This is a genomic window from Acidimicrobiales bacterium, from assembly GCA_036270875.1.
Lineage (GTDB): Bacteria > Actinomycetota > Acidimicrobiia > Acidimicrobiales > AC-9 > AC-9.
The window spans coordinates 1-20926 of record DATBBR010000128.1 but is presented as its reverse complement, the minus strand read 5'-3'; the positions used below and the strand labels follow the sequence as shown (position 1 = coordinate 20926).

Below are 20926 nucleotides of genomic sequence, written 5' to 3'. Positions count from 1 at the left end.
AGTTTGGCCGAGAAACGATCAGCTGGCCACAGGCGTCGCGGGGCCGGTGGGTCGGGGCACGATCCGCGCCGTCGGGCGTGGGCTCAAGTAGGCTCGAACGAGTGTTCGTGCTCGGGATCGATCCTGGGGTGTCGAGGTGTGGCTACGGCTGCGTCGCCGGCGGTGGGGGCGAGCTGTCGACGGTCGTCGCCGGCGTCATCACCACGGAGGTGGGGGCCCCTTTGCCCCAGCGGCTGGCCGACCTGGCCCGGGAGCTGCGCCTGCTGATCGCCGAGCTGTCGCCGTCCGCCGTCGCCGTCGAGCGGGTGTTCTTCCAGACCAACGCCCGCACGGCCATGTCGGTCGGGCAGGCCAGCGGCCTGGCCCTGGTGGCGGCGGCCGAGGCCGGGTGCACTGTCGCTCAGTACACGGCGAACGAGGTCAAGCAGGCGGTGACCGGCTACGGATCGGCGACCAAGGAGCAGGTGCAGCGAATGGTGGCCGTCCTTCTGGGCCTCCCGGATCCGCCTGCGCCGAGCGATGTGGCCGACGCACTGGCCCTGGCCATCTGCCACCTCACCGTCGCCCCTCGCGCCCGGCGGATCGATGCGGCCGCCACGAAGGGCGGCCCAACGTGATCGGCTCGCTGCGCGGCGTGGTGATCGACCGCGGCGAGGGTGAGGTGCTCGTCGAGGTGGGCGGCGTGGGTTACCGCGTGACGGTCCCGACGTCCACGCTCGTCCCCTTGGAGCTCGGCGCCCCCGCCTTTCTGCACGTGCACACCCACGTGCGTGAGGACGCCATCGTGCTGTACGGGTTCGCGACCCGCGAGCAACGTCGTTGCTTCGAGGCCCTGGTCGGCGCCCACGGAGTGGGACCCTCGCTGGCGCTCGCCATCCTCTCGGCGCACTCACCGGTGTCGTTGCAGCGGGCGGTGCTGGCCGACGACATCGACGCACTGGTGCTCGTCCCCGGCGTCGGCCGCAAGACCGCCGCTCGCCTGCTGATCGAGCTCAAGGCTCGCCTCGATCTGCCCGACCTCGGCGCCGAGCCCACGACCGCGACTCGGGGCGGAGCGGGGGTTCGCGCCGAGGTCCGCGCCGCGCTGGCGGGACTGGGTTACGGTCCCGAGGAGGTGCGACAGGTGCTGCAGTCGGTGCCCGCGGAGGGTGCGACCGAGGAGGTGTTGCGGGCGGCCCTCCGTGAGCTGGCAGCAGCGCCGTGAGCCGGCGCCGGGATGTGGTGAGCGCTGACGGGCAAGCCGGGCAGGACGACCGGGACGCCCGCGCCGTCGACCCCGCCGCGGCCCCGGTGGAAGCCGCCGAGGAGGTCGGGCTCCGTCCCCGGTACCTGGTCGAGTTCGTCGGCCAGTCCCAGCTGAAGGAGCACCTCGAGATCGTGCTGGAGGCGGCCCGGCGGCGGCGCGAGGCCGTCGACCATCTGCTCTTCGCCGGGCCGCCAGGGCTGGGGAAGACGACGTTGGCCGGCATCGCGGCCAACGAGATGGGCGCCGGCCTGCGGATCACGTCCGGTCCGGCGCTGGTCCGCGGCGGCGACCTGGCGGCGATCCTCACCGACCTGGCCGAGGGCGACGTCCTCTTCATCGACGAGATCCACCGGTTGGCGCGGGCGGTGGAGGAGATCCTGTACCCGGCCATGGAGGACTTCCAGCTCGACATCGTGATCGGCAAGGGCCCGACCGCCCGCTCGATCCGCCTCGACCTGCCGCGTTTCACGCTGGTCGGTGCGACCACCAGGACGGGGCTGGTCACCGGTCCCCTGCGAGAGCGGTTCGGCTTCGTCGCCAGGCTGGACTACTACAACGCCGGCGAGCTCGAGACCATCATCGGCCGGACCGCGCACATCCTCGGCGTGGAGATCGATCGTGGCGGCGCCGAGGAGATAGCTGGCCGTTCGCGCGGCACACCCCGCATCGCCAATCGGCTGCTCCGGCGGGTCCGGGACTTCGTCGAGGTCCGTGGTCAGGGGATCGTCACGCGGGAGTCCGCGTCGGAGGGACTCGAGCTGTTCGGGGTCGACCACCTGGGCCTGGACAAGGTGGACCGGTCGATCCTCGAAGCGCTGTGCCGGCGCTTCGGTGGGCGCCCCGTGGGGCTCAGCACGCTCGCCGTCAGCGTGGGTGAGGAGCCCGAGACGGTCGAGGATGTGTACGAGCCCTTCCTCCTGCAGCGGGGGCTTCTGATGCGCACGGCCCGCGGCCGGGTGCCGGCGCCGGCGGCGTGGAGCCACCTGGGACTGGCCAGCCCGCCGACTGCTGAGGGCCTGTTCGACTGAGGCGCGGGGTCCGGTCGCCCCTACGCTCGTGGCGTGGAGCTGGACCGCTTCGACTACGACCTGCCCGCCGAGGCCATCGCCCAGCGCCCCGCCCGGCGGCGATCGGACGCCCGGATGCTGGTCGGACTCGACGACCCGGCGCCGGCGCGCCATCTCACGGTCGGCGACCTGCCGGCGGTCCTGGAGGCGGGGGACCTCCTCGTGGTGAACGAGAGCCGGGTGATCCCCGCCCGGCTGAGGCTGCGCAAGGCCACTGGGGGGGCAGTCGAGGTGCTCCTCCTCGAGCCGGCCGCCGCCGGGGCCGGCTGCTGGGAGGCGCTCGTCCGACCGGGCCGACGGGTGGCGCCGGGCACGACCCTGTTCGCTGACGAGTCGCCCGCCGTCGAGGTGCGCGGGCCCGCGGTCGGCCCCCGCGGCGGGCAGGACACGCGGGAGAAGCACGAAGGGGGCGACGGGCGTCGGATCGTGCGCTTACTCGATGACGCGCTGCCCGACTCCCAGGGCCAGCTCCCCCTCCCGCCGTACATCCACGAACCGCTCGACGACCCTGGCCGATACCAGACGGTGTTCGCCCGCCGACCGGGCTCGGTAGCCGCACCGACCGCCGGTCTCCACTTCGACGCCGAGCTCGTCGAGCGGTGTCGGGCCCGCGGCGCCGAGCTGGCGACGGTCGACCTGGCGGTCGGTGCAGACACCTTCCGGCCGGTCACGGCAGCCCGCCCCGAGGACCACACCATGCACAGCGAGCGCTACTCGGTGCCGGCGTCGACGCTCGAGGCCTGCGATCGCGCCCGGCGGGTGGTGGCCGTGGGTACGACGGCCGTCCGCGCCCTCGAGTCGGCAGCCGCCAGCGGAGAGCTGTGCGGGCGTACGTCGCTGTTCATCCACGGCGGCTTCCCGTTCCGGGTGGTGGACGTGCTGTTGACCAACTTCCACCTCCCGCGGTCGTCGCTCCTACTCCTGGTGGACGCCTTCTGCGGTGAGCGGTGGAGAACGCTCTACGACCTCGCCCTCGCCGAGGGCTACCGCTTCCTGTCCTTCGGCGATGCCATGATCGTGAGCAGGAGTTCGGCAGCCTCGTGACCCTGCGGTTCACGGTCGCAGCCAGAGACGGGGCCGCCCGCACGGGATCGGTCGAGACCCCGCGCGGCCGCTTCACGACCCCCTGCTTCATGCCCGTCGGGACCCGAGGCAGCGTGAAGGGGCTCTCCAGCGCCGACCTCGAGATGCTCGGCGTGGAGGTCACCCTGGCCAACACCTACCACCTGATGCTGCGCCCGGGCGCCGACGTGGTGGCTGCGATGGGCGGCATCCACCGCTTCGCGGCCTGGGACGGCCAGGTGCTCACCGACTCGGGTGGGTACCAGGTCTTCTCCCTGGCGGCGAGGGTGGACGACGACGGGGTGACGTTCCGTTCCACCTACGACGGCTCGACTCACCGCCTGACGCCCGAGGACGCCGTGGCCGTGCAGGGCCTCCTGGGTGCCGACATCCAGATGGCCCTCGACGTGTGCCCACCGCTGCCCTCCTCCCCAACGGTGCTGCGCCAGGCCGTCGAACGGACGGTGGCGTGGGGTCGGCGGGCCAGCCAGGCCCATCGCCGGGGAGGGCGGGAGGGCCAGGCCCTCTTCGGCATCGTGCAGGGAGGGATCGACGAGGCGCTGCGGGCCGAGAGCGCACGGCGGACCGTGGAGCTCGACCTCGCCGGGTACGGCATCGGGGGCCTCTCGGTCGGCGAGAGCAGGAGCGAGATGCTCGCCGCCCTGGCCCCGACCGTGGCCGAGCTGCCCGCAGACCGGCCCCGTTACCTGATGGGCGTCGGGGACCCCGTCGGGCTCGTCGAGGCGGTCGCCGTCGGTGTCGACATGTTCGACTGCGTGCTGCCGACCCGATTGGCCCGGCATGGCACGGCGATGACCACCGAAGGTCCCCTCCGGTTGCGCAACGCGGCATTTGCCCGGGACGGGGACCCCATCGATCCGGCCTGCCCCTGCGCCGTCTGCGGACGCTGGTCGCGGGCCTACCTGCGCCACCTGTTGGTCATCGGCGAGGCGTCCGCCCGGCGACTGCTGACGATGCACAACCTGGCCTGGATCCTCGCCCTCGTGGCTCGCATGCGGGCGGCCATCGGAGACGGGACCCTGACGGGGCTGCGGGCCGAGCTCGCCGGCCAATGGAGGCCTCTGCCCAGCACGTCAGCCTGAAAACTCCAGCCAGCCCGCCTGGAGTAATCTCGATGACTGCTCCCCTTGGAGGTCCAAATCCATGGAAATCCTCCTCTTCCTGCCCCTGCTACTCATCTTGATGTACGTCCTGCTCATTCGCCCCCAGCAGCAACGCGTCCGCCAGCAGCAGGCCCTGGTCTCGTCCATCGACGTCGGTGACGAGGTCGTGACGGTCAGCGGCATCGTCGGCCACGTCGAGGCGATCGAGGAGGACCGCGTCTATATCGAGGTGGCTCCCGGCGTGACGATCGCCATGCTGCGCCAGGCGCTGGGCCGCAAGGTGGAGCATCCGACGGAGTCCGACGAGTCCGACGAGTCCGACGAGTCAGACGCGGCGGACGTCGCCCACGAGGTCGACGACACCAACGAGGTCGACGACGAGCGTCACGAAGGCTCCCACGATGAGCGGGCTCAGGGTTCGGGCCGCCACCGGGACGACAACGGACCCGAGGAGATCGCCGGGTAGATGGGAGCGTTTCGTTGAGACGGCGCCTGATGGTGTGGGCCATCGGGACGGTGCTGGTGTGCCTGGGGGCACTGGGGGCCGTGATCGGCCTCGGGTACTCGCCGGCTCTGGGGCTGGACCTCCAGGGCGGTGTGTCGGTGGTCTACCAGCCGGCCCATCAGGTCCCCCAGGACCAGCTCGACCAGGCCATCTCGATCATCCGCAACCGGGTGGACGCCCTCGGCGTGGCCGAGCCCAACATCGCCCGCCAGGGCAACAACATCATCATCCAGCTTCCGGGCGTCAAGGACCAGCAGCGCGCCATCCAGATCGTGGGTCAGACGGCGCAGCTGTTCTTCCGCCCGGTGCTGTGCACGGCTCCGCCGTTCACGCCTCCGGCACCGGGCCAGCCCCCTCCGCCTGCGGGGCCGCCGTCCTGCTCGTCGGCCGCCGGCGGGCAGGCCGACCCCACTCTCGCCAGCGTGCCCAGCACGCCCAAGGGCGGCGACGTATCGCAAAGCAACGTCCTGTTGCCGCAGATCAACTCGACGACCCGCTACGTCCTCGGCCCGGCCATCCTCAACGGGAGCATCATCAAGAGCGCGAGCGCCGCCGTGCCCCAGAACGGCGGCGGGTGGCAGGTCAACTTCACCCTGACCAGCTCGGGATCGCCGAAGTTCGACCAGCTCGCCCAGCAGAACTACCAGAAGCAGGTGGCCATCGAGCTCGACGGGACCGTTCAGTCGGCGCCGACGATCAACGCCCAGAGCTTCGGCGGCCAGGGCCAGATCACCGGGAGCTTCAACGAGTCGTCGGCCAAGAACCTGGCCCTGATCCTGCGCTACGGCGCCCTGCCGGTCCAGCTCAACCAGCAGACCGTCACCACCGTGTCGCCCACCCTGGGCCATGACTCGCTGCACGCCGGGTTGGTGGCCGGTCTCGTGGGGCTGGGCCTGGTGATGCTGTACATGATCGCCTACTACCGGGCCCTCGGGATGATCGTGGTCGCGGGACTGGGCCTCACCGCCGCACTGCTCTGGGCGATCGTGTCATACCTGGGCCACAGCAACGGCCTCGCCCTCGACCTGTCAGGCGTGATCGGCATCATCGTGTCCATCGGCATCACGGTCGACTCCTACGTCGTCTACTTCGAGCGATTGAAGGACGAGATACGGTCGGGCAAGACGATCCGGTCGTCGGTGGACAGGGGCTTCCGCTCCGCCTTCCGCACCGTACTGGCGGCCGACGCGGTGTCGTTCATCGGTGCCGCCATCCTCTACTGGCTGAGCGTCGGCGCCGTCCGCGGCTTCGCCTTCTACCTGGGCCTGTCCACCCTGCTCGACGTCATCATCACGTTCACCTTCACCCGGCCCATGGTTGTCATGGTCGGCCGCAACCGGTTCTTCACCGAGGCCCGGTGGCTGGGCGTGGCCAGCGGTCTGGCGTCAACGCCTGCGCCCAAGGCCGATGGCGCCCCCGCCCGGCCTCCGGCGAGGACTCCGGCGTGAGCGAGGGGAGGGGCGGGCTGCGCGGCCTGTGGTCGCGCCTGTACCGGGGCGAGACCGCCTTCGACTTCGTCGGCAAGCGGTGGCGCTGGTTCCTGCTGTCGGCCGTGGTGATCATCGTGGGGTCCGTCTCGCTCGGCGTGAAGGGCCTCAACTTCGGCATCGAGTTCAAGGGCGGCACGTCCTGGCAGGTGGTGGCGCCCAACGTCAGCGTGAGCCAGGCCCGTTCGGCCGTGGGCTCGGTGGGAGTGCCCGATCCCACCATCACGGTGCTCGGCGGGAAGACGCTCGATGTGGAGGCCAACGTCAACTCGGGCTCAGCCGCCCACCAGGCCCAGGTGAAGCAGGCCGTCACCAACAAGCTGGCGTCGGTGGCCCACGTGCAGCCGTCCCAGGTCAGCATCAACGACGTGGGCCCGACGTGGGGCCACGAGATCACGACCAAGGCCGAGTACGCGCTCTTGGCCTTCTTCCTGGCCATCGCCTTCTACATCACGCTGCGCTTCGAGTGGAAGATGGCGGTGGCGGCCATCGTGGCGGTCATCCACGACATCCTCGTGACCGCCGGGATCTACTCCTTGTCGGGGTTGCAGGTCACCCCGGCCACGGTGGTGGCGTTCCTCACCATCCTTGGGTACTCGCTGTACGACACCATCGTGGTGTTCGACCGCGTCCAGGAGAACACGAAGGGATTGGCGTCGACGGGTCGGCTCACGTACAGCGACGTGGTCAACCTCTCCATGAACCAGACGCTGATGCGCTCGATCAACACGTCGTTCGTGGCCCTGCTGCCCATCCTGTCGATCCTCGTGATCGGGGCCCAGTTCCTCGGGGCCAAGCCCCTGCAGGAGTTCGGCCTGGCCCTGTTCATCGGCCTGGCCAGCGGGGCCTACTCCTCGATCTTCATCGCCTCCCCGTTGCTCGCCATGATGAAGGAGCGCGAGGGTCGCTACGCCACGATCCGACAGCGGCTGAGCGCACGGGGCGAGGCCATGACGCTGCTCACGCCGGCGGCGGCGGCCGCCGCTCGGGGGGGCGGCAGCCAACCGGGGGCCCTGGTGCGAGCCGGGTCTGGGGCCGGACGGGGCGGTCGCGCCGGGCACGCGGAAGCGGACGGCGCCGCCGTCACTGGCGATGGCGGGAGGCCCGGCGAGGACGGTGTGGCAGCGGAATCGACAGACGGTGCCGGCCAAGGACCCGCGCCCACCGGTCGGCCCCGACCGAGCTCGACCAGGGGGCGTCCGTCGGGTCGCCGCTCGTCGCCTCGCCCTCGAAAGAAGGGCAAACGGCGATAGACACTCCGCGGCAGCGGCTCGACAACACAGCCTGTTGGGGCGGGATGGTGCCCTCACGCCGCCCCGACGACTACCGTAGAAGAGTGGAGCTTGGTCTATCCCCGATCAGGGTCGCGACGTGAGGGTCGGATCGTGATGCGCATGGTGGGCGTCGATCGGGCCCTGTTGCCCTGGCATCGGCAGACGTCCGCGCCCACGCCGGCGGTGACACCCTTGGTCAAGGCCTTCCGGGCCCGGCATCCCAAGGCCTCGCCCTCGCTCATCGTGCGGGCCTACGGGGTCGCGGAGCGGGCCCACGTCGACCAGGTTCGCAACTCCGGCGAGCCCTACATCAACCACCCGCTCGCCGTGGCGACCGTCGTCGCCGACCTGGGCCTGGACGACGTCACCATCGCCGCGGCCCTCCTCCATGACGCCGTGGAGGACACGGGGTTGTCGCTCGACTCGGTGTCGGAGGACTTTGGCCCCGTGGTGGCGGCCATCGTCGACGGTGTCACCAAGCTCGACCGGCTGCGGTTCGACTCGAGGGAGGCGCAGCAGGCCGCCACCATGCGCAAGATGCTGGTGGCGATGGCCAAGGACTGGCGGGTCCTGATCATCAAGCTGGGCGACCGCCTGCACAACATGCGGACCATCGCCAGCATGCCGGCGTGGAAGCAGCGCCGGACGGCCCAGGAGACGCTCGACATCTATGCGCCGCTGGCGCACCGCCTCGGCATCCAGGAGATCCGGTGGCAGCTAGAGGACCTGGCCTTCGCCACACTTCACCCCAAGCGCTACGCCGAGATCGAGCAGATGGTCGCCACCCGGTCGCCGGAGCGGGACATCTACCTGGCCCAGGTGCTGGAGTCGGTCCGGGAGCGCCTCCAGGAGGTGGCCATCAAGACCGAGGTCACGGGTCGACCCAAGCACCTCTGGAGCATCTACGAGAAGATGGTCGTCAAGGGCAAGGAGTTCGACGACATCTACGACCTCGTGGGCATCCGGGTCCTCGTCGACTCCGAGAAGGACTGCTGGGCGGCGCTGGGTGCCATCCACGCCATCTGGAGCCCGGTGCCGGGGCGGTTCAAGGACTACATCAACACGCCGAAGTTCAACCTCTACCAGTCGCTGCACACCACGGTCGTGGGAGCGATGGGCAAGCCCCTCGAGGTCCAGATCCGCACCCGGGAGATGCACAACCGAGCCGAGTACGGCATCGCCGCCCACTGGGGCTACAAGGAACGCTCGTCGCCCGCTGAGATCGCCTGGCTCCAGCGCATCGTCGATTGGCAGCGGGACACCCCGGATCCCACCGAGTTCCTCGAGACGCTCAAGCTCGACCTGGACCAGGACGAGGTCTACGTCTTCACCCCGAAGGGCAAGGTCCTCACGCTGCCCACGGCGGCCACACCAATCGACTTCGCCTACGCCATCCACACCGAGGTCGGGCACCGCTGCATCGGGGCCCGGGTCAACGGGCGGCTGATCCCGCTGGACTCCGCCCTCCACTCGGGCGACACGGTCGAGATCTTCACCTCGAAGGTGCCCACCGCGGGACCGTCTCGCGACTGGCTCAAGCTCGTCGTGACGCCCCGCGCCCGCAACAAGATCCGCCAGTGGTTCAGCCGTGAGCGGCGGGAGGACGCCATCGAGACGGGCAAGGACGACCTCGTCAAGGCGCTCCGGCGGGAGGGCCTGCCGGTGCAGAAGCTCGCCGCCTCGGCCTCGATCAGCACCTTGGCGGAGTCGATGAACTACGCCGACCTGGACGCGCTGCACGCGGCTATCGGCGAGGGCCACGTATCGGCCATCTCGGTTGCCCAGCGCCTGTCCCGCCAGCTTCGGGGCGGGGGCCACGACGAGCAGCTGCCGACGACGGCGCGCCCGCCGCGGCGTCCGAGCCGGCGGCAGTCGACCGGGGTGTACGTCGAGGGCCTGGACGACGTGATGATCCGTCTGTCTCGGTGCTGCACGCCGGTCCCGGGCGACGTGATCCTCGGCTTCATCACCCGGGGCCGTGGGGTCTCGGTCCATCGTGGCGACTGCGCCAACGCCATGTCGCTGTCGTCGCAGACCGGCGAGCGGCTCATCGAGGTGGAGTGGGACCGCGACGCGACGGGGGTCTTCGTGGCGTCGATCGAGGTGAAGGCGCTGGACCGGGCCCGCCTGCTCGCCGACGTGGCCAAGGTCCTGGCCGAGCACCACATCAACATCCTCGCCAGCTCCAGCCACACGGCGGCCGACCGGGTGAGCCGGATGCGCTTCGAGTTCGAGCTGGCCGACCCGAGCCACCTCGACTCGGTGATCGGGACCATCAAGCGCCTCGACAGCGTCTATGACGCCTACCGCATACTCCCAGGCAAGGGCGCCTGAGGCCTCACTAGTCTGAGAAGTCGTGCCCCAGCAGCGTCAAGCCTTCCAGGCACCCGCCGGGACCCGCGATGTCCTGGCTCCCGACTCCTCACGATGGGAGGCCCTCGTCGTGGCCTTCGCCCGTCTTGTAGAGCGAGCGGGCTACGGGCTGGTGCTGAGTCCCATGTTCGAGGAGGTGGGGGTCTTCGTGCGCGGGATGGGAGAGGGCACCGACGTGGTGGGCAAGGAAATGTACGAATTTCGGGACAAGGGCGACCGTCACCTCGCTCTTCGACCCGAGGGGACCGCCTCCATCGTGCGGGCGTTCGTCCAGCTCCGGCCGCCCGTGGTGTGGAAGGCGTGGTACGTCACGCCGGCGTTTCGCTACGAGCGTCCCCAGGCGGGGAGGTACCGCCAGCACCACCAGCTCGGGGTGGAAGCGCTTGGCACCGAGGATCCCGATCTCGACGTCGAGGTCGTGACCCTGGCGTCCCGATTCTTCACCGGCCTGGGCCTGACCCGTATCGACCTGAAGCTCAACTCGATGGGTGACGCGGCCTGTCGGCCCGCGTATATCGATTCGCTCCGCACCTTCCTGGAGGCGCACCGGGCCGAGCTGTGCGACGAGCACGGCGAGCGCTACGCCGCCAACCCGCTGCGGGTGCTGGACTGCAAGGACGAGGCGTGCGTGCGGGTCACGGCGAACGCGCCCCGGCTGCTCGACTCTCTGTGCGAGCCGTGCGCGAGACATTTCGCCCGGGTCCTCGAAGGGTTGGAGTCCCTCGGCGTCAGCTACTCGATCGACCACCGCTTGGTGCGCGGCTTCGACTACTACACCCGCACGACCTTCGAGTTCTCGGCCCTGGCGCTCGAGGCGGCGCAGAACGGCGTCGGTGGTGGTGGCCGCTACGACGGCCTGGTCGAGGCGCTCGGAGGACCGCCGACGCCTGGCATCGGCTTCGGGATCGGAATCGAGCGCCTGCTCCAGGCCTGCGATGCCGAGGGCGCCTTCCCGACGCCGGCGACCTCGCTCGACGCCTTCGTGGTCGACCTCACTGGTGGTGGCGCGGCGCGCGACCTCACCGACGAGCTGCGAACGGCCGGCGTTCGTGTCGACCGGGCTTTTGATCGACGCTCGGCCCGAGCCCAGCTCAAGGCGGCCGATCGCTCGGGGGCCGAGGTAGCGCTCATCGTCGGTCCCGACGAGGCGGCGGCCGGCACGGTGACCGTGCACTGGTTGCGTTCGGATCGTGACGAGGAGAAGGTGCCCCGCCACGAGGTCGCCAAGGCGGTGCAGACTGCGCTCGAGCGGGCCCGATCGTGAGCGAGCCGGCTGACTCCTCGGGCCGGCCTCCCGGGCCGGCTGGTTCCTCGGGCCGGCCTCCCGGGCCGGCTGCCGTCGGGATGCGGTCCGACTACTGCGGGACGCTTCGGGCGTCCGACGCCGGCCGGTCCGTGCGTCTGTGTGGCTGGGTGGCCAGCCGCCGCGAGCACGGCGAGCACCTCGCCTTCGTGGACCTGCGTGACCACACCGGAGTCGTGCAGTGTGTCGTCGACCACGCCCATGACCTCCGGTCGGAGTACGTCGTCGCCGTGGCTGGCACCGTGCGCCTCCGCCCCGAGGGCACGGTCAACCCGGCGCTGTCGACCGGTGAGGTCGAGGTCGGTGACTGCCAGGTCGAGATCCTCGCCACGGCCGAGCCGCCCCCGTTCCCGGTCACCGACCGCATCGACGCTGACGAATCGCTCCGGCTCCGCTATCGGTACGTGGACCTGCGGCGCGATCGGATGCAGGCCAACCTGCGGCTGCGGGCGCGTGTCAACGCCGCCATCCGGGCGGCGATGCAGCGCCAGGGTTTCACCGAGGTGGAGACTCCGCTGCTGTGGACCCCGACGCCCGAGGGGTCCCGGGAGTTCGCCGTGCCTTCGCGCCGCCAGCCCGGCTCGTTCTATGTGCTCCCCCAGAGCCCCCAGATCGCCAAGCAGCTCCTCATGGTCGGTGGGTTCGACCGCTACTACCAGCTGGCACGCTGCATGCGGGACGAGGACCTGCGGGCCGATCGGCAGTTCGAGTTCACTCAGCTCGACCTCGAGGCCTCGTTCGTGGGTCAGGACGACGTGATCGAGTTCGTGTCCGAGGCCGTCCTCGAAGCCGACGACGCGGCCACCGGTCGGTCCCGGCCATCGATGGAGCGCATGGCGTGGGCCGAGTCCATGGACCGGTTCGGTACCGACAAGCCGGACCTGCGCTTTGGCATGGAGCTGGTGGATCTCACCGGCGTGCTCGCCAACACCGAGCTCAACGCGCTCCGGGCCCCGTCGGTGAAGGCGCTCCGGGTGCCCGGCCAGGGCGGGCTCAGCCGGTCGCGGCTCGACGCCCTGGTCGACCGGGCCAAGGGGCTCGGGGCCAAGGGGCTGGTCTGGGCCCGGGTGGTCCCTGGTACCGATGGCGGATCGGGCCCGGTGCTCGAGTCGCCGATCTCGCGGTTTCTGAGCGCGAAGGAGGAGGCCGGCATCATCGCCGCCGCGGATGCCGAGCCCGGCGACCTGGTGCTGGCCGTGGCCGACGAGCATGATCCGGCATGCTCGGTGATGGGACAGCTCCGGCTCTACCTCGGTCGGCCGCCCGTCGGGGAGGGCCCGGCCCGCTACGTGTGGATCGTCGACTTCCCGCTGTTCGACGGGGTCGGCGACGACGGCCGACCCGAGGCCGCCCATCATCCGTTCACGATGCCGAACCCGGAGGATCTTTCGCTGCTGGAGTCGGACCCGCTGCGCGTCCGCTCCCTCGCCTACGACCTCGTGCTGGACGGGTGGGAGCTGGGGTCCGGCAGCATCCGCGTCCACCGGGGCGACATGCAGCGTCGCATCTTCGCCGCCCTCGGCATCAGTGACGAGCAGGCCGAGTCGCGGTTCGGGTTCCTGCTCGATGCCTTCCGGTACGGGGCGCCGCCACACGGCGGCTTCGCCATGGGGATCGACCGGTTCGTCGCAGTCCTCGCCGGGCAGGAGAACATCCGCGAGGTCATCGCGTACCCGAAGACACAGTCCGGGCTCGACCCGATGACCGGGGCGCCCAAGCCGCTCGACCCGGGGTCGCTGGCCGAGCTGGGCATCCGTGTCGCGCCCCGCAAGCAATGACGCCGACGGCCCGGCCGGCCCGGGAGGGTGGCCCGAGGGCAGGGGCTGACCGGCCGGGTCTGTTCGACGCCGCCCTCGAGGAGCAACTGGCCCGGCAGGCGCCGCTGGCTGCCCGGCTGAGGCCCCGCAGCCTCGACGAGGTCGTGGGCCAGGACGACCTTCTGCGCCCGGGCGCTCCTCTCCGAGCCCTGATCGAGACGGACCGGCTGTCCTCGATCATCCTGTGGGGTCCGCCCGGAACGGGGAAGACCACGCTCGCCCGGCTGGTGGCCGAGAGCAGTGCCAAGGCCTTCGTACCGCTCTCGGCTGTGACCGCCGGGGTGAAGGACGTGCGAGAGGTCGTCGATGGCGCCCGTCGGCGTCTGGCCGAGCAGGGGCAAGGGACGATCCTGTTCCTGGACGAGGTGCACCGGTTCAACAAGGCCCAGCAGGATGCCCTGCTGCCGTCGGTCGAGGACGGGACGCTCGTCCTGATCGGGGCGACCACCGAGAACCCCTTCTTCGAGGTGAACGCGCCCCTCATGAGTCGCTCGAGCCTGTTCCGACTGGTGCCGCTCGGTCCTGATGACCTGCAGGAGGTCGTGCGCCGGGCGCTCACCCGTGAGGCCGCCGAGGCCGACGACGACGCCGTGCACCACCTCGTCGACCAGGCCGACGGCGACGCCCGGGTGGTGCTCAACTCTCTCGAGGTGGCGCTCGCCCTCGCTGCCCGCCGGACGGAGCAGGCGGCACCGGGAGACGACGGCGCCCTCCGGGTGACGCTGGACGACGCCGAGGCGGCGCGGGGGACCAGGGCCCTGCGCTATGGGGAGGACGACCACTACGACATCATCAGCGCCTTCATCAAGAGCGTCCGAGGCTCGGATCCCGACGCCGGGCTCTACTGGTTGACCCGCATGTTGGAGGCAGGTGAAGACGCTCGCTTCATCGCCCGGCGCCTGGTGATCCTGGCCAGCGAGGACATCGGCATGGCCGACCCGCAGGCGCTGGTCGTGGCCGACGCCGCGGCCCGAGCCGTCGAGTTCGTTGGGCTACCCGAGGCCGGTCTCAACCTGGCTCAGGCGGTGGTGCACCTGGCCTCCGCACCCAAGTCGAACCGGGTCACCCTGGCGCTCGGCCGGGCTCACGAGGACGTGCAGCGTCTGCCCGCGGGCGCGGTACCGGCCCGGCTGCGAGACAGCCACTACCGCGGGGCGCGACGCCTGGGACACGGAGACGGCTACGAGTATCCCCACGACGACGAGAGCGGGTGGGTGCGCCAGGAGTACCGTCCTGCCGAGGTCGCCGGCCATCGCTACTACGAGCCGTCGGAGCACGGGGCGGAGGCAGAGGTGCGGCAGCGGCTTCGCGCCCTGTGGGGCCCTCACGGCAACGATGCACCCGAGCCTGAGCAAGGAGCCCGACGGGACCCAGACGACGACGACGCGTCAGCGTGAGGCCTGCCCGCGCCTCGCCGACAAGCGTCGGTGGCACGTGGTGTCAGGGCGAAGAGAAACGCGCTCTCACCTGCCTTCGGTTGTCGAGGTGGTCGGCGGGGTGGTTGTCGACGTGGTGGTCGTGGTCGAAGACGTCGTCGTGGGAGTTGGTGGGCTCGAGGTCGTCGGTGGGCTCGACATCGCAGGTGGGCTCGACGTTTTCGGTGCGCTAGATAGTGTCGTCACCCCAGGACCCATCGTCCACGTGGTGCTCGTGGTGGTGGCGCTCGGTGCCCTGGCTGACGGATGAGCGCGGGTAGTCGACGTCGAGAGAGTGGTCGACGTCGTCGGGCTGACCGAGGACGGTGCAGCCGACGTGGTGGTGAATGGTGTGGACGCCGTCTGAGGTGTGCGAGCTGTGGCGCTCGACCCGGTGAGGCGGCCGCTCGGGACCTTCTGCGCAGCGCCGCCGGTCAGCCCCAGGCCGAGAGAAAGCCCAACGATGATTGCGATAGCGGCGACGACGATGATCGGCACATGCAGTCGTCGCTTTCGCTCACCGGTGTTCGTTGCAGTGGCGCCAACGTGTACCTGGCTCCGTGCGATCACGCGAGCGTGTACCTCGCCGTGGACGCGACTGCTCAGGTCGACGTTCTGACGTGTGTCCATCGTCTCCGTGCGTGGTGCGGTGATTGTCAGGGATTGTCCCACGCTGCGGCGATGAGGCCGAATTTGGGAGCTCCGTCGTCTGACGGCGGGCGTGGCGCTATCGCGCCTCACCCATCCGGGTGACACGGATGGGTGAGAGGTGATGTGGCCGTCCGTGCCCGGAAGTGCCCTATGGGCTCGCGAGGGGCCTCAGCAGCTGGAGACGGCCGTCTGGACAGCCGGGGCGACCACGGTGATCACGCCGCGCTGGAACGTGTTCTGCGAGCCGGTCGGCGTCTTCGTCTGGTCGCTGGTCGGATAGCCCAGACAGCTGTGATCCGAGCCGAGGCTGAACCATTTCGCCCTGATGATGCCGTGCACCTCGTGGGCGCCCGTGGTGGGAGTCCAGTAGATCGAGCCGTCGACGTTGCCCAGACTGTGGTTTGAGGAGAAGTGATTGGCCAGTCCGATCTTGTCCGGAGCAACGTGCTCGTCGGTGACGGGAAAGCCGAGCACGCTGGTCTCCCAGCCCATGCTGGCCCACTTGTCGAGGATTGCCCCCCGGATCGACCAGGCACCGGTGGGTCCGGTCCAGTAGATGGCCCCGTGGCCTCTGAAGAAGTTGTAGCGCCCGATCTTGTTGGGTGTGACGCCCTCGTCGGTAACTGGATAGCCGAGGACGCCGCGCTCCCAACCCATGCTGGCCCACTTGGCCCGGATCGCCCCGTGGATCGCATGCGCTTGGGTGGCCGGCGTCCAGTAGATCGAGCCGGCGTTGAGGAAGTGGTTGAAGCGCCCGATCCTGTCCGGCGTCGGGCTCTCGTCGGTAACCGGATAGCCGAGGACGCTGCGCTCCCAGCCCATGGCCGCCCAATGGTCCCTGATGGCGCCGTGGATCGACCATGCCCCCGTGAACGGAGTCCAGTAGATCGACCAGCCGTTGGAGAAGTGGTTGAACCGTCCGACCCCGTCCGGAGTCGGCAATTCGTTCGTGACGGGGGCGCCGAGCACGAAGCCACCGCCGAGGGCGAGATACTTGTCCCGGATCGCCCCGCAGACCTGGTGGCCGCCCCAGACGGTGCAACTCGAGTTGTCGCTGGGGCCAGTCGAGTTGATGTAGTTCAGCATCGCCTGGCCGGCACCGAAGGGGCCCGGAGGGTAGAACCCGATCTCCAGGTGTGGTCCGGTGGAGAGCCCGACGATGCCGTAGCCCACCTCGGTGATCTGCTGGCCGCTGGAGACGTGGGCGCCGACCGGGACCAGGTCGGGTCCGGCATGGCCGTAGTAGACGGCCCGACCGGCGAGCGGCCCGTCGTCGATCTGAAGGATCGGCGCCCACGGGCCGAAGCCGCCGAGCCCCGGTCCTCCTTCGCCGATGATCGTGCCGTCGCCCATGGCGCACTCCGGCGTTCCACCCGGTGCGGCGTAGTCGACTCCCTGGTCGACGCTGCCGCCGCCCAGGTAACCGGCCGGCAGCGGCATTCCCCAGCCGTTGGCCGCACCAAAGCTCCCGAGCCCACACGGCGACCCGACAGACGCAAGGGTCGCTTTGATCGGTCCTCTGCTCGACCCGTGGCCGGCCTGTGCGTGCTCGGCGGGAGACTGCGTCGCCGCGAGCTCACCGAGGGCGACACCCGCGATGCCCCCCGAGACGAGCATGATCAGCCCGATTACGGCAACTGCGCTGCCCCTAGCGCGAGCGACTACTCGCATACCCCCCACTCCGCCCTCGGTGTCTGACCCGCGGCCGCGACAACGCAGCAGAGAGTCACAAGGATTGCGGTTACCCTAAAGGATTCGCCGAATCTGGCAAGAGCTGGTTCGCGGCATTTGTCGGCGTGTCCCACGGACGGGGGAGTGATCGTGAACGGCCCGGCTTGCGGCGACGAGGGCGTTGCGAGCCTGGTCAGCGCGAGTGTTCCGTATCGGCTGGACAGGATCAGGACCGGCCAGCACGCGGTGCGAACGGCTGGCACTGACTGCCGGTTCACCCGGTTGAGGGACGAATCCGGTGTGGCCCAGCACGCTGAGCTCGAATGGCCCCTCGGAGACGACTCAGCACCGACCGGATGGGAGCGAGCCGAAGGGTCTCAGGCGCCGCAGCTGGATGTCGCCTGCAGGGACGTGGCGTCGAATGTGATCACGCCCTGCTGGAAGTTGCTCTGCCGGCCACCCGTGATGGCGAGCTCGTCGCTCACGGGGTAGCCGAGACAGCTGCGCTCCCAGCCGAGGCTGGCCCACTTGTCTCGGATCGCTCCATGCACCTCGTGCGCCTGGGTCGCGGGCGTCCAGTAGACCGAGCCGCCGAGGCTGAAGTGGTTGAAGCGCCCGATCCCATCGGGCGTGCCGGACTCGTCTGTCGTCGGAAAGCCGACCACGCTGTTCTCCCAGCCCATGCTGGCCCACTTGTCGAGGATGGCCCCGTGGATCGACTGCGCCCCGGTTGGGCCGGTCCAGTAGATGGCTCCGTGGCCGCTGAAGTAGTTGAAGCGCCCGATCGTGTTGGGAGTGGTGCCCTCGTCAGTGACCGGGTAGCCGAGGACGCTGCGCTCCCACCCTGCGCTGGCCCACTTGGCTTGGATCGCGCCATGCACCTCATGCGCCTGGGTGGCGGGTGTCCAGTAGATCGAGCCCCCGTTGAGGAAGTGGTTGAAGCGCCCGATCCCGTCGGGCGTACCGGTCTCGTCGGTGACCGGGTAGCCGAGGACGCTGCGCTCCCAGCCCATGGCTGCCCAGTGGGTGAGGATGGCACCGCCGATGGACCACGCCCCGGTGGCCGGAGTCCAGTAGATGGCCACACCGTTGGCGAAGTAGTTGAACCTTCCGACCCCATCTGGGGTCGGGCTCTCGTCTGTGATGGGGTTGCCGAGCAGGAAAGGTCCTCCGAGGGACACATACTTGTCCCTGATTGCCCCGCAGACCGCATGACCGCCGAACACGGTGCAGTTCGGGTTCGAGCTTGGAGCCGCCGAGTTGATGTAGTCCAGCATCGGCTGGCCGGCACCGAATGATCCTGGTGATCCCGCCAGTGGGTTCGTGCTTATGACATTCCAGAAGCCGATCTCAATATGGGGGCCCGTCGAGAGGCCGACGATCCCGAAGCCGACAATAGAGATCTGCTGGCCATTCGATACGTGTGCGCCCACCGGTACGAGGTCCGGCCCAGCATGCCCGTAGTACACATATCTACCGGCGAGCGGCCCGTCTTCGATGTGCAAGAGAGGAGCGTTCGGCCCGAAGCCTCCGAGCCCTGGTCCGCCCTCGCCCACGATTGTCCCGTCTCCCATGGCGCACTCCGGCGTTCCCCCTGGGGCGGAGTAGTCGACACCCTGGTCGACAGCGCCGTTCACGAGATACTGCGCCGGCAGAGGCATGCTCCAGCCGGTGGCCGCACCGCTAGTCCCCAGTGCGCACGGCGATGCGACGGACGCGAGAGTCGCCTTGGTCGGTCCCTTGCTCGATACGTGGCCGGGCTGTACACGGCCGGGCTGTGGCTGGTCGGCGGTGGGCTGTGTCGCGGCGAGCTCGCCCAAGGCGACGCCTGCGGTGCCCCCCGTGATGAGAATGATGACGACTATTGCTGCAACTGCGCCGCCCCTGGCGCGAGAAAATACTCGCATCCACCCACTCCGCCCTCGGTGTCTGACCCTCCTGCCGCGTCAAAGCAGCAGAGAGTCACAAGGATCAAGGCTCACTTTAAAGCAATCGTCGAATCTGGCAAGCCCTGGTTCTAGACAATGGGTCCGTGTGCGCCACAAATACCGGACTGATTGTGGCCGCCGGCTGTCATCGTCAGGAGAGCGGTGACGAGCTGCTCATAGCAGGTTTTGGATACGGGCGTCGGAGAGGATCTGGACCAGCTAAGACGTGCCGCGACCGGCACCATTGACGGTCTGGATCACCTGGCTGAGCGCAGTCGTTCCCTGGTTTGCTTCATATATCAACCGAGAAGAGGCTGTCGCATCACCGGTTGCGAAGGCCGCCGCGCAGTCTCGGGCGAGCTGACTGAGGTCGGCCAGACCGGTCTGCAGTTGGCTCGCCGTCGCGGCGTCGGGCGGCGGCGGCAACGACAGGGCCGCTTGTGCGTGCGAGCCCAGCGCGCTGCACGCGAGCTTCACCTGATCGGCGCTGCCGGCACCGCCGAGAAGATGCGACGCCTCGTCGCTCAACGACTGAATCGTCGCGACGTGCGCGGCGCCCCATGCCTGAAGGGCCTTGGCGGACGGGGCGTGGGACCCGCTCGCGGGCGCGGTGGTGCTCGTGCCGTTCACGCTGGCTCCGCAAGAGCCGGGCAGACACGGGCTGGGCGGTGCTGGATTGGCCTGGGCCGAGCTGGTCTTGGACTGGCTGGCCTTGGCTTGGCCGGCGTTGCCGTGGCTCGCTCCACAGGCAGCGAGAAGCAGGCTGCTCGTTACCGCCGCTGCCAGACATCGCCGGGTCCGCACATCGCCCCCCCTTGTCCTACGGACCGCAGGGTACCGTCCCCGGGTCGTACGGCGGGTGGTTCTGGGCGCGCCGGTCCGCAGCGGGTGGGCAAACGTCGCCTCCTGGGCCCCGTATCGACTGTGTTCGAGGGTAGGCATCCCGGCCGCTCGGAGCCCTGCGCTGTGAAGCGCCGCTACGTTAGTGATCGACGGGGGTCGTGATCGGGGTATGTCGAGGTTGGTCGCTCCTGCATCGTCGGTCGGTGCGGGAGCAGGGTGGATAGGGAGTGGGGCCGATGGGGACGGTTACGAGGTGAGCAGTTGGGAGGTGGCGGCGGTGGCGGGTGGCGTCGCGGCCGCGGCGGTCGTCACGCTCGTCCTCACGGTCCTACTCGCCCGTCTGGTCGCGGCGGTTGGCCGCCTGGACCAGGCGACCCGGGAGCTGGGCCGCGGTGTCGCGGAGCTACGAGCCGAGGCGGAGCCGCTCGGCGTGGGTGGCATGGTCGGGTCCGCTGGGTCGGCCGCGCGCTCCAACGGCGACGGAGTTGGCGGCGCCGACCACGTGGACAACGGCGCGCTGCTGTCGTCCGGCCGGGCCGATGCGCGTACCCGGCTGCCCGACCTCGCTCTGGTGAGCCCGGTTATCAAGGCCAGGGCCCTGGGAAGGGGCACGAGCCTGGCAGCCCGTCAGTTCCGCCAGCGGAGGGAGCGCTAGATCGTGTTCAAGCGGCTGTTCTGGCTGATGATGGGGGCCGGGCTCGGCTTCGGCATGTCCTTCTGGATCATGCGGACGGTGCGGGAGACGGTGGAGCGGTACTCGCCGCACCGGATCTCGTCCGACCTGAGCGAGGCGGCCCGCGCCGTGGGCGTCGACGTGCGGCAGGCCGTCGCCGACGGACGAGACGCCATGCGCGCCCACGAGGCCGAGCTTCGGGCCCAGGTAGACACCCGGCACGCCCACCGCTGACGTCATCGAGAGCGCGACGGCGGTGGCCGTCGCCGTCGCCGTCCAAGGCGCGTTGGCGGCGTGAGGCCGGGGGCAGCATCGACGGCCGGAGACCGTCGGGATGCGGCCGATAGGCTTCGTCTCCGTCATGGTGAAGATGGACTCCAACGAGCTGCGCCAGGCCTTCGTGGGCTACTTCGTCGAGCGGGGCCACCACTACCTGGCCTCGGCGTCGCTGGTGTCCAAGGACCCGACGGTGATGTTCACCGTGGCC

Annotated in this window: 18 protein-coding genes; 15 read left to right on the top strand and 3 right to left on the bottom strand. The window is 69.8% G+C overall.

Going from position 1 to position 20926, the window contains the following annotated elements:
* Nucleotides 1-101 precede the first annotated feature (101 nt).
* The 13 genes from ruvC (at nucleotide 102) to VH112_12595 (ending at nucleotide 14944) form a co-directional block, all read left to right on the top strand.
* Nucleotides 102-617, top strand: coding sequence for a crossover junction endodeoxyribonuclease RuvC (gene ruvC, locus VH112_12655; GenBank protein HEX4541084.1), 516 nt, complete (start codon nucleotides 102-104; stop codon nucleotides 615-617).
* Nucleotides 614-1204 (top strand): Holliday junction branch migration protein RuvA, encoded by a 591-nt coding sequence (gene ruvA, locus VH112_12650; protein ID HEX4541083.1) that lies wholly within the window; start codon nucleotides 614-616, stop codon nucleotides 1202-1204. The genes ruvC and ruvA overlap by 4 nt, the downstream gene beginning before the upstream one ends.
* Entirely contained in the window at nucleotides 1201-2274 is a 1074-nt protein-coding gene (ruvB, locus tag VH112_12645) for a Holliday junction branch migration DNA helicase RuvB (protein ID HEX4541082.1), read from the top strand. The genes ruvA and ruvB overlap by 4 nt, the downstream gene beginning before the upstream one ends.
* Before the next feature lie 33 nt (nucleotides 2275-2307).
* A complete protein-coding gene (gene queA, locus VH112_12640; GenBank protein ID HEX4541081.1) occupies nucleotides 2308-3357 on the top strand; it encodes a tRNA preQ1(34) S-adenosylmethionine ribosyltransferase-isomerase QueA in 1050 nt (349 codons plus the stop codon).
* A complete protein-coding gene (gene tgt / locus VH112_12635; protein ID HEX4541080.1) occupies nucleotides 3354-4478 on the top strand; it encodes a tRNA guanosine(34) transglycosylase Tgt in 1125 nt (374 codons plus the stop codon). The genes queA and tgt overlap by 4 nt, the downstream gene beginning before the upstream one ends.
* Before the next feature lie 61 nt (nucleotides 4479-4539).
* Complete coding sequence (gene yajC, locus VH112_12630) at nucleotides 4540-4965, top strand: preprotein translocase subunit YajC (GenBank protein HEX4541079.1); 426 nt, start codon at nucleotides 4540-4542, stop codon at nucleotides 4963-4965.
* Between the two features lie 14 nt (nucleotides 4966-4979).
* Nucleotides 4980-6452, top strand: a complete 1473-nt coding sequence (gene secD / locus VH112_12625) for a protein translocase subunit SecD (GenBank protein HEX4541078.1) — start codon at nucleotides 4980-4982, stop codon at nucleotides 6450-6452.
* A complete protein-coding gene (gene secF, locus VH112_12620; GenBank protein HEX4541077.1) occupies nucleotides 6449-7744 on the top strand; it encodes a protein translocase subunit SecF in 1296 nt (431 codons plus the stop codon). Before secD ends, secF begins: the two co-directional genes overlap by 4 nt.
* 135 nt (nucleotides 7745-7879) lie before the next feature.
* A complete protein-coding gene (locus VH112_12615; GenBank protein ID HEX4541076.1) occupies nucleotides 7880-10099 on the top strand; it encodes a bifunctional (p)ppGpp synthetase/guanosine-3',5'-bis(diphosphate) 3'-pyrophosphohydrolase in 2220 nt (739 codons plus the stop codon).
* Between the two features lie 22 nt (nucleotides 10100-10121).
* Nucleotides 10122-11402, top strand: coding sequence for a histidine--tRNA ligase (gene hisS / locus VH112_12610; GenBank protein ID HEX4541075.1), 1281 nt, complete (start codon nucleotides 10122-10124; stop codon nucleotides 11400-11402).
* Entirely contained in the window at nucleotides 11399-13219 is a 1821-nt protein-coding gene (aspS, locus tag VH112_12605) for an aspartate--tRNA ligase (protein ID HEX4541074.1), read from the top strand. The genes hisS and aspS overlap by 4 nt, the downstream gene beginning before the upstream one ends.
* The gene (locus VH112_12600) at nucleotides 13216-14655 is read left to right on the top strand and encodes a replication-associated recombination protein A (GenBank protein ID HEX4541073.1); all 1440 of its coding nucleotides are present in this window, start codon (nucleotides 13216-13218) and stop codon (nucleotides 14653-14655) included. Before aspS ends, VH112_12600 begins: the two co-directional genes overlap by 4 nt.
* Nucleotides 14656-14743: 88 nt before the next feature.
* Nucleotides 14744-14944: a hypothetical protein gene (locus VH112_12595; protein ID HEX4541072.1), complete on the top strand. Its 201-nt coding sequence runs from the start codon at nucleotides 14744-14746 to the stop codon at nucleotides 14942-14944.
* 548 nt (nucleotides 14945-15492) lie between these two features.
* Here VH112_12595 and VH112_12590 read toward each other — a convergent pair.
* The 3 genes from VH112_12590 to VH112_12580 all read right to left on the bottom strand — a co-directional run bounded on the left by VH112_12590 (nucleotide 15493) and on the right by VH112_12580 (nucleotide 19553).
* A complete protein-coding gene (locus VH112_12590; GenBank protein ID HEX4541071.1) occupies nucleotides 15493-16995 on the bottom strand; it encodes a peptidoglycan DD-metalloendopeptidase family protein in 1503 nt (500 codons plus the stop codon).
* A gap of 377 nt (nucleotides 16996-17372) precedes the next feature.
* Nucleotides 17373-18656, bottom strand: a complete 1284-nt coding sequence (locus tag VH112_12585) for a peptidoglycan DD-metalloendopeptidase family protein (protein HEX4541070.1) — start codon at nucleotides 18654-18656, stop codon at nucleotides 17373-17375.
* Between the two features lie 486 nt (nucleotides 18657-19142).
* On the bottom strand, nucleotides 19143-19553 hold the full coding sequence (locus tag VH112_12580) for a hypothetical protein (protein ID HEX4541069.1): 411 nt from the start codon (nucleotides 19551-19553) through the stop codon (nucleotides 19143-19145).
* 466 nt (nucleotides 19554-20019) lie between these two features.
* Between VH112_12580 and VH112_12575 the strand changes: the two genes are divergently transcribed.
* Together VH112_12575 and VH112_12570 are read left to right on the top strand one after the other, a co-directional pair.
* The gene (locus VH112_12575; protein ID HEX4541068.1) at nucleotides 20020-20421 is read left to right on the top strand and encodes a hypothetical protein; all 402 of its coding nucleotides are present in this window, start codon (nucleotides 20020-20022) and stop codon (nucleotides 20419-20421) included.
* A gap of 3 nt (nucleotides 20422-20424) precedes the next feature.
* Nucleotides 20425-20673 carry a hypothetical protein gene (locus tag VH112_12570; protein ID HEX4541067.1) on the top strand — a complete coding sequence of 83 codons (249 nt, stop codon included), beginning with the start codon at nucleotides 20425-20427 and terminating at the stop codon, nucleotides 20671-20673.
* Nucleotides 20674-20926 lie beyond the last annotated feature (253 nt).

Excerpts from the sequence above, each read along its gene's own strand:
- yajC (HEX4541079.1), top strand. The coding sequence starts at position 4,540 with ATGGAAATCCTCCTCTTCCTGCCCCTGCTACTCATCTTGATGTACGTC.
- VH112_12615 (HEX4541076.1), top strand. The coding sequence starts at position 7,880 with ATGCGCATGGTGGGCGTCGATCGGGCCCTGTTGCCCTGGCATCGGCAG.
- VH112_12600 (HEX4541073.1), top strand. The coding sequence starts at position 13,216 with ATGACGCCGACGGCCCGGCCGGCCCGGGAGGGTGGCCCGAGGGCAGGG.
- VH112_12590 (HEX4541071.1), bottom strand. The coding sequence starts at position 16,995 with ATGCGAGTAGTCGCTCGCGCTAGGGGCAGCGCAGTTGCCGTAATCGGG.
- VH112_12585 (HEX4541070.1), bottom strand. The coding sequence starts at position 18,656 with ATGCCTCTGCCGGCGCAGTATCTCGTGAACGGCGCTGTCGACCAGGGT.